The organism is Streptomyces sp. NPDC003042 (assembly GCF_053591315.1).
The window spans coordinates 1-11,622 of the sequence record NZ_JBSFTP010000127.1 but is presented as its reverse complement, the minus strand read 5'-3'; the positions used below and the strand labels follow the sequence as shown (position 1 = coordinate 11,622).

Genomic DNA, 11,622 nt, shown 5'->3' with positions numbered 1-11,622 from the left:
GGACTACATGAACGACCGCTACGGCAGCCCCGTCGGCGCCTGGAACTTCTGGCAGAACAACCACTGGTACTAAGCCACCAGCGGGTAGCAGACGCACGAAAACGCTCGGCTGGGACTTCCCAGCCGAGCGTTTTGCGAATGCGGCCGCCGACCTCACCAGAAAGCGGCCCCTCCGGCACCGGACGCACCGAACCCCGCCGCGAAAACCTTCCCCCGCTCCTTTCTCCGTCGATGTCGTGCGGGTCCTGACGGACGCGCCCGCGGCGGGCGTCGGCGCTCACCAGGACGTCGCTGCCTTACCGCCGCGGCCGCCGCCCCAGTCGCCGCTGCGCCGCCCGCTCCCGCCCCGCTGCGCCGGCGGCAGGTCCTGCACCCGCTCCGAGGCCGGTCGAGGCCCGGATTCCCGCCCCCTCCAGGCGCCGCACCCCGTCCGCCCCCGCATGCCGACGCGAAGGCCAAGGACGGCAAGGCGGGCCTGCCCGTCCACGGCAAGGGCCCGCGGGTCGATGACGTAGGCGCCCACATGAAGTTGATCACGGGTGGCGGCCCGCACTGCTGCGCTCACTCCCCGCCCGGATCCGGCCTCCACACGGCCGGTGCTGGCCCGCCGCCGCGCCACTCGATCAGCAGCGCATCGTCCAGGCGGATGTCGTCCGGGTCCAGGCCGGCCCGCCGCAGGAACTCCGAAGATCGCCGGGGCCCAGGGCGCGGCCTGGGATCTCGCCGTCGCAGCGGACACGGCGCCGGCCCTCGGCATCCGACGGATAGATGATCACGCGCCGAGCAGGGCTCATCCCTCCACGCTGCCCGGTACCCGGTACCCGGTACCCGGTACCCGGTACCCGGTACCCGGTACCCGGTACCCGGTACCCGGTACCCGGTACCCGGTACCCGGTCACTCCAGCACTCCGAGGGCGACGTCGGGCCGGCAGCGGATGCAACCGGGTACGCCCTAGCCAGCGCCCGGCGCGCCTCTTCGCTGCTCAGGGCGGAGGAGCGCTTTCCTGCGTCCCAGCAGTCCCCGGCGTGGACGCGGACTGGCACCCCAGTCGGCGCCGATGCCACGCTCGATGAGTCACGCGGGCGGGTCGGGCCGAGGGCGCTGGCGCGCGGCGAGGGCTTCCCGTACCTCTGCGGTGTCAAGGGTCGCGGCCAGCTGAGTGGCGCCGAAAACGGCGAAACGGCCGCGCGATGAGTTCGCGGGCCCGGAACGGTCTACCCAAGCAGTGAACTGAACGGATCAGGCGACTCACCGCGAAGGCGACGGAAAGTCGCCACCAGGAGGACGGCACAGTGACCAAACGTTTGGGCAGGGTGACCTGCGACCTCTCGATCTCCGTCGACGGGTACTCGGCCGGGCTCAACCAGAGCGAGCAGCGCCCGTTCGGCGACGACGCCGGTGATGGCTGGGGCGACAGGCTGCACGCCTGGATGTTCGAAACCCCGGAGCAGCGGCAGGCCGAACTCGACCGGCTGACGGCAGTCGGCGCCTTCATCATGGGGCGCAACATGTTCGGCCCCGTACGCGGCGCGTGGGATCGGGAGTGGAAGGGCTGGTGGGGCGACAATCCGCCGTACCACGCGCCGGTCTTCGTCCTCACCCACCACCCGCGCGACCCGCAACCCATGGACGGCGGCACCACGTTCCACTTCGTCACCGACGGCGTCGAATCCGCACTGCGGCAGGCTCGCGAGGTGGCCGGGGACCGCAACGTGTCGATCCACGGGGGCGCGACCACCATCAACCAGTACCTAGCCGCAGGCTTGATCGACGAGCTCCGGCTCCACATTGTGCCGTTCACGCTCGGCGCCGGCACACGGCTGTTCGACGGAGTGCCGCCACTGAATCTTGAGCAGGTGGAGTCGCGAGCGGCGAACTCGGTTACACACGTGACTTATCGCGTGCTGCACTGAGAGAAGGGCGGTGTCAGTCACAAGTACCGCTCAAACTTCCCTACGTTGTTCTGCGGGACTTCGCAGATCCTCACCAGCCCCGCGCGCCGGGAGAGACGACCCTCTCCACGCTGCCGACGGGGGCTCGGCTCGCCGCATCCGACCGGGCCGGCCACGCCGCAGCGTCACCGCCGCATCCATTTCAGGCGAGGCCACATATGGCGTCTTACTGAGAATCCAGCTCAGAGGACTCACTCTTTCGGGCGATGGGAGTCGGTTCTGCCTGCCCGAGGTCCGGAGGATGTGCCACATCTCGCGAGACCCTACACAAGTGTGGGATCTCAGATTGGCTGGCTGAATCTCACGGCCGATGGCCATTCCGTGGCCGATCGGCCACGGAACTGAGACTGGCTGGGCAGCCTGTTCACTCGTTGGAGTGAGCCACACGTGGGGCAGGTCCTCCGTGGACAGTGTCTTGGTGGCGCGGCCTTTTTGTCACTGGTCCGTGCTGGGGGTACGCATGAACCGTTCTGCTGTCACGGTCAGTGTTCGTCGTCGAGATGATGAAGCTGTTGAGGGCCTGGGGTGGTCAGCTGCTTCGCTTGACCTGTTGCGCTCAGCCGCTCCGTGGCGGACGCCCCGCTGGCTGCCAGCCGCTGTGTGATCCGGTCGAACAAGTCCGTCAGCGGCGCACCGACGTCCTGGCCGAACTCAGTCAGCCCGTAGGTCACTTGGGGTGGCGTCGTCGGCTCGACCTTCCGCCAGACCAGGTCGTCCTGGACCAGTGCGCGCAGTGTCTGAGCGAGCATCTTCTCGCTGACGCCCTGGATGCTGTCGCGCAGCTCGTAAAACCGAAGGTCGGTGCTCCGCAAGGAGATCAGCACCCAGATACCCCACCTGCTGGTCACATGGTCGACCACGTCGCGCGCAGGGCAGTCGGTGTGAAACACCTCATACCGATTGCCCGCCTCGGCCTGCGTCAGCTGCGCACCTTCCCTCATGTCCGGAGCTTACCTCTGGGTATGTTCTTACGAAAAGTAAGCCTGCCTCCTAGCGTCAATTGCCGCAGTGCACAACGGACTAGGAGCTGAACGTGATCGTGGTGACCGGGGCTACCGGGAATGTGGGCCAGCCTTTGACGCAGGCCCTGGCCAAGGCGGGCGAGCAGGTGACGGCGGTGTCACGGCACGCGGCGGCAATGCCGGACGGGGTCCGGCACGTGCCGGCTGACTTGGCCGAGCCGCAGGGCCTCACCCCCGCTTTGGACGGGGCGAAGGCGCTGTTCCTCCTGCTGTCCGGCGACCTGCACGCACCCGAAGCCAGGCCGACCGACATTATCGACCTGGCTGCTGCCAGCGGGGTCCGCCGAGTCGTCCTGCTGTCTTCGCAGGGCGTGGCGACCAGGCCGCTCGGCCCGTCGCGGATCGCGATGCGCGCGGTGGAGGACGCGTTGAGAGAGTCCGGCCTGGACTGGGCCGTCCTGCGACCGGGCGGCTTCGCCTCCAACGCCTTGGCGTGGGCGGAGTCCGTCCGCACGCAAGGGACGGTTGCCGCACCCTTCGGCGATGTCGGGGTTCCGATCATCGACCCGGCGGACATCGCCGAGGTCGCGGCGGCCTGCCTGCTGGACGACCGGCACACCGGCGGAATCTTCGAGCTGACCGGGCCCGAGGTGATCACGCCCCGTCAGCAGTCGGAGGCCATCGCCGCCGCGCTCGGCTCGCCGGTGCGGTTCCACGAACTCACCCGCGAGGAGGCCAAAGCCGCGATGACCCAGTTCGTGCCGCCGGAGCTCGCCGACGACACCCTGGACATCATCTCCGCCCCGAACCCAGCCGAACTGCGGATCAGCTCGGACGTGGAACGAGTCCTCGGTCGCGCTCCGCGCCCCTTCAACAACTGGGTCGCCCGTAGCATCGCCGCTTTTCGCTGAGGCACAACTCAGCTGAAGTGCCCGGGCAGCCTCGTGCGACTACGGCCGCACGGGGCGGCCCCGTAGCGTCACCGCCCACCACCATCCAAAACTCAAGAGCCGGAGCGGCCTGACAGGGTCCTACTGGTCTCCTGCGCCGGAGATCCGTTGGCAGGAGCGGGCGAGGGAGTCGAGGATCTCATCGGCTGTTTCGGTCCAGGTGAGCGGGGTCGAGTCTCGTTCCACTGGCTTTACCCAGGCGCGGACGTCAGATTCCAGGGAGGGGGGCGATGTCCTGTGGATGGCCTCCTGCGTGTCAGCCGCCTGCTCCTCGTGGCCGGTCCGGGGATTCGGACGCAACCGTGAGACTGGCTGGCTTGGACACGGCGTGAGACACCGGGGCCAGCCGCAGCTCACAGCCTCTGAATAGGACACGAACCGCGAGAACCTACAAGCCCTTGCGGGTGTAGCGGTCGGCGTAGGCCGCGGCGTTCGGGGTATCGGGGTGGACCAGGGCGACGGCGATCAGGTCGGTGCTGTGGTCGTCGCCGGGCCTGGTGCGGGCACGTTCGACGAACGGACCGACTCGGAGGGCGACGTCCTGGGCGCTGCCGGGGATCCACGGCTCCGGGGCGCGCACGGCGGCGAGCATCACGCGGAACGCCTCAACGACAGCCTGGTCCTCGGGGGAGAGGACATTGCCGGGCGCCGTAGCGCAGCGGCGGAACACATGACGGATCATCGGCTGTCTCCTGCTCGGAGTGGGCGGCGTGGGTGACGGTGAACGTCTTGAGCACGCGCGGCAGGTGGACGTGGAGGTGCTCGACTTCGACCTCGCGGCCACGCTCGCGAAGCGCTCGGGCAAGGAGTTCGGCAAGACCGGATGCCCTGTGACGTCCTCCTGCGCATCCGATGGCGATGCGGCGGGGGCCGGCGGGGAGGTCGGCGAGGAGTTCGCGGGCGCCGGGCGTCGCCAGGACGACGTACTGGACGCGGGGGTTGAGACCGTCGAGGTCGAGCATGTCGCGGGCCGTCTTGACCAGCGTAAAAGACCATCGCGTGGTCGATGTGCTCCCGACGCGTGAAGCCGGGCCGCTGGCCGCCTGGCTGATCCGCCATCCCGGCGTGGAGATCATCTGCCGGGACCGGGCGGGCGCCTACGCCGAGGGTGCCCGCCGCGGTGCCCCTACCAGATGGGTACGCGGGCAGGCTGCGCGCCTACGCCTACGGCTGCTGCCCCTCGCACTCCCGCTTCTCCGGGCAGAGACGGTACGGATCTGCTCCAGGCGCGCGACAACCTCCGAAGCCGGCGACCGTCCTCGAGTTCCCGTCGTCCCCTCTGTCAAGTCACGTGATTCAGGGGCATGACGGGGTTGCCGGTTCACGGCTTACTTGAGACACGGGTCACGCGGGGCCGCCGGGTGCCCCCCGCATTATCCGGAAAGGCCCTGCGGCCCGATTTGCAGGCATGTGCACCGATGCCGAAATCGCCGCAGAACCTGTTCGGCAAACCTTTCATCACTTCTTAGACAAGGAGATTCACATGGCCGTATTCGTAGGAATCCCTACCCTCAGCATAACGAACAACGGTTCCGAAACAGTCTTCGACATCGTTGTTTCATACACCATGCGCTACACTGCGGCGGATCTGGCTTTCCCGCAAGGTTTTGCACACAGCCTGGCCGTCTTCGAAGAGGACGACGTTGACGATGACTTCTTGTTCAATGTCGGGATACAGCTTTTCACGCCCAATTCCATACTGGAAACCAGACAGATCAAAGTACCATTTCCGAAGCTTGATGCAGAGCTCGATACAGAGCTTGGCGGCGAAGAGATTTACGCGGTGGTGCACCACCGACGCAATGCCGCCGTCGCCAGCGCCACCGCCAGAACCACAAGTTTCCCACTCGCTGTCTGACATCGGGCCCCCTGAGGAGAAGAAGGCGCCCGGCTCGGGGAGGACGTGGCGGGCAGCGGTGCCCGCCGAACAGCGTGCGCTGATCACGAGCGCCCTCGAGAGCGCTGAGGAACAGCTGCTTGCTGCGGGGGGGGGCAGAGCGGGCCCAGAGCCGACGTCGCCCGGCAGCTGGCCGTGCCGGGGGAAGACCGTCGCCAGTCCGGCAGCGTTCCCTCTACCGCCCGCGGACCGGGCCATATCCCCCCTAACTCGCCCCTTCGAGTGATCCAGAACGCGCCAGCAACGGCATGCGCAGACGCCACCGGCGCAGCCGCGTTGGGGGCTCCGGGTCCCCAAGGCGCAGAAGGCTGGCCGGAAACGGTGGGCCGCGCGTGTAGTGACTGCTCGGAGGTTCGCAAACAGGTACTTCAGTCAGCGGTTGTTGGGGCTCAGCAGGGTGGCGGCCGCGGCGATGAAGGCGACGGATGCTTCCTTGGCCGCATGCCGCCGGGCGTCCAGCTCGGTCCGGTCGATGGCCTTGCGCAGCGCGTACGTGGCATCTGCGGCCTGCTGGGCGGGGCCGGCCAGCTCGGGGACCAGGACCTGAAGGCGGATGTGGGGCGCGGTGATTGCCGCCCGGGTGTCGTGGGACCTCGTCTGGGCCTCCAGCTGGTGCTCGGTGCCGGCCTCGGTCAGGGCCAGACGCTCCCGATGGAACATCGCTGAGCGGTGCGCGTCCAGGGCGGCCGCGAAGTCGGTGACGGCGCCGAGCTGGTCCTGGCGGTGGCTGTGGGCGCGCTCCTCGGCGCGTGCGGTGCGTGCCGAACGGAGCTGGAGGAGTCCGGCGGTCAGGGCACCGGCGAGGGTACCGAGTACGGCAACGATCGAAGGCCATATGGACATCAGGTGTTGGGTCCTCTCGGGTAGTCGGTTTTCGGTGGTGAGGTCGGCGGACAGCGAGATACGCCGCGGCGCCTTCGGTGGCGGTGTTACGCCTGCGGCGTTTTCGTCGTCGTAACGGGATCCCTCGTCTTCGACGGTGAGCACGGCTCGCCGATGCGGTTCACCGAGACGTCCCACCTCCTCCCCAAGGACGGACAGCCTGGGCAGCTACGACGTCTACAACCAGATCTTCCGCCTCCTGGTCGGCTGACAAGCACCGCGAGTGTTGCCCCACGCCGGCGTGAGGGCAACGTCGTGCCGTGGCGGCGTGGCTCCCGCCGACCGCCTCACGGATCAGGACATGCGGTCCGCAGTGCGCTTCTGAACGAGGTGCGGCCGGGATGGTTCAGCGTAGCCAGCTGATCGCTTCAGGTGAGGTTCGTAGGCGGCGGAGGCATATGAGGCTGCAGGCCAGTTCGAGCAGGCCTTGGTGGAGATCGGCGCGTCGTTCGTAGCGGGTGCGGAGTCGTTTGAACTGGTGCAGCCAGGCGAAGGCGCGCTCGACCACCCAGCGCACTTTGCCCAGTCCGGAGCCGTGGGCGACGCCGCGTCGGGCGATCATCGGCTTGATGCCTCGCTTCCGCAGCAGGCGGCGGTACTTGTGGAAGTCGTAGGCCCGGTCCGCATACAGGCGCTGGGGCCTGCGGCGAGGACGTCCCCGAAGTCCGCGGATCGACGGGACGGCGTCCAGCAGCGGCAGGAGCTGGGTGACATCGTGCCGGTTTCCGCCGTCAGCGTGACGGCGAGCGGGGTTCCGTGGCGGTCGACGATCAGGTGGTGCTTGGAACCGGAACGGGCGCGGTCGACGGGCGAGGGGCCGACGTGATCCCCCCTTTGAGAGCCCGGACGTGTGACCCGTCCACGGAGCAGTCGTCCAGGTCCAGCAGGCCGGCGCGGCGCAGCTCGGCCAGCAGGGCCGTGTGCAGGCGCGGCCAGACGCCGGCCTCGGTCCAGTCCCGAAGCCGACGCCAGGCCGTCACCCCGGAGCAGCCCACCGTCTCGGCGGGCACATCGCGCCACGCGACACCGGTCCGCAGCACGTACATGACGCCGGCGAGTGCCACTCGGTCGGGAACGCGCAGCCGCCCGGGGTGGCAACGGCACCGTTCGGGCGTGGGCGGCAGCAGCGGGGCCACCCGCTCCCACAGGTCGTCAGGAACAAGATCAGCACGCACCCCGGACACCTTGCCGACCGAGATCGTCGAGCACAAGACCCACAGCTCAACTCCACCGTAAGTCGCGCTCGGTGGAGCCGGAACACGGAGTCGCTGGTCAGGGGCCCTTCTGAGTCCTCTGCATCGCCCCAGCGCTCACTTAGGGGAGCCAAACAGTGAGCCACCCGGCTAGTTGGGAGCCGTCCGGGTGACCATCACGAGCGGCTGAATGCGATCACGCGCGGCGGAGGATCTTCACAGGCAGTCCCCGACGTCAGCGCTGGACGGCGTTCGCGAGCCGGCGACGAGCTGGAGTGCGTACTCGTCCTCCGGGCCAAGATCCTGAACCGCTCGACGGGCCTCCTGGCCCCGACCCGTCTCGCACAGCAACCCAACAAGCTCGTACAGGGCGCCGCGGTCGCCGTCCTCAGCACGGTTGCGCAGCGCCTCGTCCATCTCCCGCTCGTGAAGCGACCTGTTGAGCGCCCGCCGCGCGTGGACATCCGTGAGGGCCAGTTCCGTGAGCTCAGCGAACCGCTCCGCGCAGACGAGCAAGCGTGAGCGAGTATCGCGTGGCGCTCCGCGGAACCACACCTCTGCATGTGGTCGCGGCCAAGCATGCGGGTCGCGTGATCGGCCGTCGGCTCACTTCGATGGGGATCCCGTGATCCGAAAGAACGGAGACGAAGCTCGTCCTCAGCTCCCTTGGCGTCCATGCCTCCGGATTCACGAATCCCGCCTCCTTGAGCAGCACTCGGAAGGCTCGCCGAACGTCGTGCGCGCTGCGTTGCTGCCCCGTGTGCCGAAGACGAACTCGTCTTCGCTCCAGGAGAGTCCCAGTACAGCCGATGACCTGCCAGCTCGTCACGCGGACCGGTAGCCTGCCGCGCATGAAGAAATGCGCCAGGTGTGGTGAGGCGTTCGACGAGGCACAGGCGCGAGAGATCTTCGACCCCGAGTACGGGAAGAACATCTATGACGGCAAGTACCGAGCAGAGGTCTGCCACGACTGCGTGATGCTCGACATGGAGTCTGACGACGACGAAGAGATCTGGTTCGAGTGCGACGACTGCGAAGGGACGAAGGAAGTGTTCGTCCCGGACGGCGAAGACGAGAACATCGGATCCCTACAGAAGTGCCCTGGCTGCGATGGCCTTGGCATGTACGAGGGCACACGGGATGACCTGCCGTCGACATCCAAACGGGTCTTCAACTTCTGACCGCCAGGTCTGCATACCCAGGGGCGGCCGGGAGGAGCCACCGGGCTTCGGGAAAATCTCCGCGCCGCCGCCTGCGAGTCCTTCATGATGACGGGCAGGGGGCGGGCGGCTACCAGCCCTGCCATGCCGGGGCGGGGTAGCGGGGTGCGCGCCGCTTGTGGGCTTCGCGCGTGAGGAACGCGGCTCCGGAGGCGAGGGTCGAGAGGAACGTCAGCCCCATGGCCATCGGCAGCATGGCGTTGGCGGCTTCCCCCAGTCCCAGCCACAGCGCCGCCGTACCCATCGCCAGGACCACCAGCAACGGAACCCTCGTGGTGAGCGACAGCCTGCCGCTCACCGCGACGAAGGCGTACCCGACGAGCACGCCCGGCGTGACGGCCACTATCAGGCCCAGGAACAAGAAGACGAGCAAGGCGATGATCATGTCGTACCGACCTCCGGATCTCATGGCCAACTCATGCCAAAGGCAGACGGATCCACACCCCCGGCCCGGCAGGCCCTTCTGGCCGCCATGCTGTCAGATTTTCTGAACACGTTCAACGCAGCTCGTGGACCTTGACCACGAAGGCGCGGATCCGGGCGGTCCCGTCGGCCTTCGGCCAGGGGAACCCGTACTCGATGGGAGGGGCGTTGCAATGCTGCGCTGCACCCCGCCGGGTTGCTGCTGCCCGGGTGCCCAACGAGGGATCCGGTGACTGTTTGTGCTGCCCGAGTGCTGCTGTGTCGCTGCGGGCATGTCGGGGCGGCGAAACGGTTCACTACAGTGCCGCCGCCGCCGAGAGGGCCCCGCTCATGAGCACCCCCACCCCGCGTCCCGCCGTCGCGACCTGGGCACCGTCGCAGGCCGGACCGTGCGTGCGCTGCCATCGAACATGTTGTCGATACGCACAAGCCGGTCCACCCCGGAGCCTGACGTGGCAGGGTCTTCTGGCCGTATCCGTCGAGAGGAGCGGTGCCGGCCGGGGGCGACGGCCCGGCGCTGCCGCCCGGTTCGCCGACGGCCGTACGGCCGCCCGGACGGGTGAGTGCGATAGGCGTGCTGCCGCTCACGGTCCGCGCAGGTGCGGCCGGGCCCGTAGACAGAGACGGATGCAGCCTCCCGCCCATGACAGGACGGGGACCTCAAGGCTGCTGCCCCTCTCGCCGGGGTCCGCGCTGCCCCGGGCGCGCGGACTCCGGCGAACCCCCAGAGGGTCCCCCGGTCGCGGAGGGCGGAACACCGTCGTAGACAGAAGCCATGAACGAGGAGAAGACGTCGTGGCATCCCGGTGAGATCGTGCCCGCCAGCGGGATCTACGAATGCGACTGCGGCGGAGAACACCACTGGAGCACCGACGTGAAGGGCCACCGATTCCCGCCCCCGCCGCCGGGCTGCTCCGGCGAGTACTGGAAGCTGCAGAAGCCGGCGCATCCCGAGACCTACCTCGGCTGACTTGGACCCGGACGCGCAGTGGTGCTGAAGCCTCCGGTGGAGCCGATGCCCGCCCAGGCCCGGGAGACGCTGCCCGCACCGGGCGTCCTGCCGGCAGGCTGGCGTTCGAGGCCAAGTTCGACGGTTCTCCAGACACTTTGAGGTGTCTCATCCGATTCTCCAGCCACGTGAGACATCTCGACTGCGGTGCGTCTTGGGAGCAGCCTTTCGATCCCTGCCGGCTTTCAGCTGCGGGCTGTCGTCGGCTGGCCGGGAACGGGGCCGGGGGTGCATGAAGACGGCGAGCGGCAAGGCCGTACTCTGCAGACGGCAAGACAGGCGCTGCTGGTGCGACGTGGCCCTCCGGAGCAAGTCGGTGACCCGGTTCGCTTCAGGTGCCCGACGAACGACCAGGAGGTTGACCGGTGATCACTCTGACCGCAGTCGCAGGAGTGGCCTTGGTCGAACTGGGCATGGCCCTGACTCCGGGACCGAACATGATTCACCTCGCCTCTCGCGCGATCACCCAAGGCCGCAGGGCGGGCCTGGTCAGCCTCAGTGGAACCGCCGTGGGATTCGTGTGCTATCTGCTGGCCGCGGCTGCGGGCCTGTCGGCGTTGTTCGCTGCCGTGCCGCTGGCGTTCACGGCGGTCAAACTTGCTGGAGCCGCCTACCTGGCCTACCTCGCTTGGGGCATGCTCAAGCCCGGTGGCCGCTCGCCCTTCGCCCCGGCCCAGGACCTGACTCCGGTCTCTGACGCCCGCCTGTTCTCGATGGGGCTGCTGACGAACCTGCTCAACCCCAAGATCGCTCTTATGTATGCCGCCCTGCTGCCCCAGTTCTTGGACCCACAGGCAGGTCCCGCCTGGGGGCAACTGCTCCAGCTCGGTGGGGTGCAGATCATCGTGGGGATCTCGGTGAACGCTCTGATCATGTTGGGCGCAGCGCGGGTGTCGGGGTTTTTGACCGCCCGCCCTCGTGCCATGACTGCCCAGCGGTTCGCGGCGGGTGGCCTGCTCGGCGCCTTCGCGCTGCGCACCGCGCTGTCCCGTACTCCTGTCTCGACCTGAACCCGGCCAGGGTCACCGTGGCGCCAGACTAAGGGCTGTCCCGTAATCCCCGGCGGGCGCACGACGACAGCTACGGCACCTCGCCGCGTTGTCGGAGCGCCCGAATACGCCCAGTATGAGGAC

At 68.2% G+C, this 11,622-nt stretch carries 13 protein-coding genes and 1 pseudogene; 6 read left to right on the top strand and 8 right to left on the bottom strand.

The features are described from left to right. Nucleotides 1-561: 561 nt before the first annotated feature. The gene (locus tag ACWDYJ_RS34520; protein WP_451569561.1) at nucleotides 562-1,044 is read right to left on the bottom strand and encodes a DUF6233 domain-containing protein; all 483 of its coding nucleotides are present in this window, start codon (nucleotides 1,042-1,044) and stop codon (nucleotides 562-564) included. A 249-nt stretch (nucleotides 1,045-1,293) separates the two neighbouring features. On the opposite strand from ACWDYJ_RS34520, the gene ACWDYJ_RS34515 reads away from it, so the two are divergent. Then, nucleotides 1,294-1,914: a dihydrofolate reductase family protein gene (locus ACWDYJ_RS34515; protein ID WP_451569560.1), complete on the top strand. Its 621-nt coding sequence runs from the start codon at nucleotides 1,294-1,296 to the stop codon at nucleotides 1,912-1,914. Between the two features lie 521 nt (nucleotides 1,915-2,435). On the opposite strand, the gene ACWDYJ_RS34510 is transcribed toward ACWDYJ_RS34515, so the two are convergent. Further along, nucleotides 2,436-2,894: a winged helix-turn-helix transcriptional regulator gene (locus tag ACWDYJ_RS34510; RefSeq protein ID WP_451569559.1), complete on the bottom strand. Its 459-nt coding sequence runs from the start codon at nucleotides 2,892-2,894 to the stop codon at nucleotides 2,436-2,438. A 92-nt stretch (nucleotides 2,895-2,986) separates the two neighbouring features. On the opposite strand from ACWDYJ_RS34510, the gene ACWDYJ_RS34505 reads away from it, so the two are divergent. Further along, nucleotides 2,987-3,826 (top strand): SDR family oxidoreductase, encoded by an 840-nt coding sequence (locus ACWDYJ_RS34505; RefSeq protein WP_451569558.1) that lies wholly within the window; start codon nucleotides 2,987-2,989, stop codon nucleotides 3,824-3,826. 427 nt (nucleotides 3,827-4,253) lie between these two features. Here the strand turns inward: ACWDYJ_RS34505 and ACWDYJ_RS34500 are convergent, their stop codons facing one another. Beyond that, the gene (locus ACWDYJ_RS34500) at nucleotides 4,254-4,547 is read right to left on the bottom strand and encodes a hypothetical protein (protein WP_451569562.1); all 294 of its coding nucleotides are present in this window, start codon (nucleotides 4,545-4,547) and stop codon (nucleotides 4,254-4,256) included. Then, a complete protein-coding gene (locus ACWDYJ_RS34495) occupies nucleotides 4,471-4,827 on the bottom strand; it encodes a RapZ C-terminal domain-containing protein (protein WP_451569557.1) in 357 nt (118 codons plus the stop codon). The genes ACWDYJ_RS34500 and ACWDYJ_RS34495 overlap by 77 nt, the downstream gene beginning before the upstream one ends. 521 nt (nucleotides 4,828-5,348) lie before the next feature. On the opposite strand from ACWDYJ_RS34495, the gene ACWDYJ_RS34490 reads away from it, so the two are divergent. Beyond that, nucleotides 5,349-5,723, top strand: a complete 375-nt coding sequence (locus tag ACWDYJ_RS34490) for a hypothetical protein (RefSeq protein WP_451569556.1) — start codon at nucleotides 5,349-5,351, stop codon at nucleotides 5,721-5,723. A gap of 411 nt (nucleotides 5,724-6,134) precedes the next feature. On the opposite strand, the gene ACWDYJ_RS34485 is transcribed toward ACWDYJ_RS34490, so the two are convergent. The 3 genes and pseudogenes from ACWDYJ_RS34485 to ACWDYJ_RS34475 form a co-directional block, all read right to left on the bottom strand. Beyond that, nucleotides 6,135-6,605, bottom strand: a complete 471-nt coding sequence (locus ACWDYJ_RS34485; protein ID WP_451569555.1) for a hypothetical protein — start codon at nucleotides 6,603-6,605, stop codon at nucleotides 6,135-6,137. A 385-nt stretch (nucleotides 6,606-6,990) separates the two neighbouring features. Continuing rightward, nucleotides 6,991-7,819, bottom strand: a pseudogene (locus tag ACWDYJ_RS34480) (IS5 family transposase). Between the two features lie 234 nt (nucleotides 7,820-8,053). Further along, nucleotides 8,054-8,353: a hypothetical protein gene (locus tag ACWDYJ_RS34475; RefSeq protein ID WP_451569554.1), complete on the bottom strand. Its 300-nt coding sequence runs from the start codon at nucleotides 8,351-8,353 to the stop codon at nucleotides 8,054-8,056. A 335-nt stretch (nucleotides 8,354-8,688) separates the two neighbouring features. Here ACWDYJ_RS34475 and ACWDYJ_RS34470 point away from each other — a divergent pair, with 335 nt between their 5' ends. Next, complete coding sequence (locus ACWDYJ_RS34470) at nucleotides 8,689-9,018, top strand: hypothetical protein (protein ID WP_451569553.1); 330 nt, start codon at nucleotides 8,689-8,691, stop codon at nucleotides 9,016-9,018. A gap of 109 nt (nucleotides 9,019-9,127) precedes the next feature. Here ACWDYJ_RS34470 and ACWDYJ_RS34465 read toward each other — a convergent pair whose 3' ends face one another. After that, nucleotides 9,128-9,442, bottom strand: coding sequence for a hypothetical protein (locus tag ACWDYJ_RS34465; protein ID WP_451569552.1), 315 nt, complete (start codon nucleotides 9,440-9,442; stop codon nucleotides 9,128-9,130). 813 nt (nucleotides 9,443-10,255) lie between these two features. Between ACWDYJ_RS34465 and ACWDYJ_RS34460 the strand changes: the two genes are divergently transcribed. Together ACWDYJ_RS34460 and ACWDYJ_RS34455 are read left to right on the top strand one after the other, a co-directional pair. Continuing rightward, complete coding sequence (locus tag ACWDYJ_RS34460; RefSeq protein ID WP_451569551.1) at nucleotides 10,256-10,450, top strand: hypothetical protein; 195 nt, start codon at nucleotides 10,256-10,258, stop codon at nucleotides 10,448-10,450. Between the two features lie 404 nt (nucleotides 10,451-10,854). Beyond that, on the top strand, nucleotides 10,855-11,499 hold the full coding sequence (locus ACWDYJ_RS34455; RefSeq protein WP_451569550.1) for a LysE family translocator: 645 nt from the start codon (nucleotides 10,855-10,857) through the stop codon (nucleotides 11,497-11,499). The last annotated feature ends 123 nt before the right edge of the window (nucleotides 11,500-11,622 follow it).

What these genes read in the sequence shown, in the direction of transcription:
- ACWDYJ_RS34500 (WP_451569562.1), bottom strand. Translation starts at nt 4,547, where the DNA reads ATGATCCGTCATGTGTTCCGCCGCTGCGCTACGGCGCCCGGCAATGTC.
- ACWDYJ_RS34485 (WP_451569555.1), bottom strand. Translation starts at nt 6,605, where the DNA reads ATGTCCATATGGCCTTCGATCGTTGCCGTACTCGGTACCCTCGCCGGT.
- ACWDYJ_RS34460 (WP_451569551.1), top strand. Translation starts at nt 10,256, where the DNA reads ATGAACGAGGAGAAGACGTCGTGGCATCCCGGTGAGATCGTGCCCGCC.
- ACWDYJ_RS34495 (WP_451569557.1), bottom strand. Translation starts at nt 4,827, where the DNA reads ATGCTCGACCTCGACGGTCTCAACCCCCGCGTCCAGTACGTCGTCCTG.
- ACWDYJ_RS34470 (WP_451569553.1), top strand. Translation starts at nt 8,689, where the DNA reads ATGAAGAAATGCGCCAGGTGTGGTGAGGCGTTCGACGAGGCACAGGCG.
- ACWDYJ_RS34510 (WP_451569559.1), bottom strand. Translation starts at nt 2,894, where the DNA reads ATGAGGGAAGGTGCGCAGCTGACGCAGGCCGAGGCGGGCAATCGGTAT.
- ACWDYJ_RS34465 (WP_451569552.1), bottom strand. Translation starts at nt 9,442, where the DNA reads ATGATCATCGCCTTGCTCGTCTTCTTGTTCCTGGGCCTGATAGTGGCC.
- ACWDYJ_RS34490 (WP_451569556.1), top strand. Translation starts at nt 5,349, where the DNA reads ATGGCCGTATTCGTAGGAATCCCTACCCTCAGCATAACGAACAACGGT.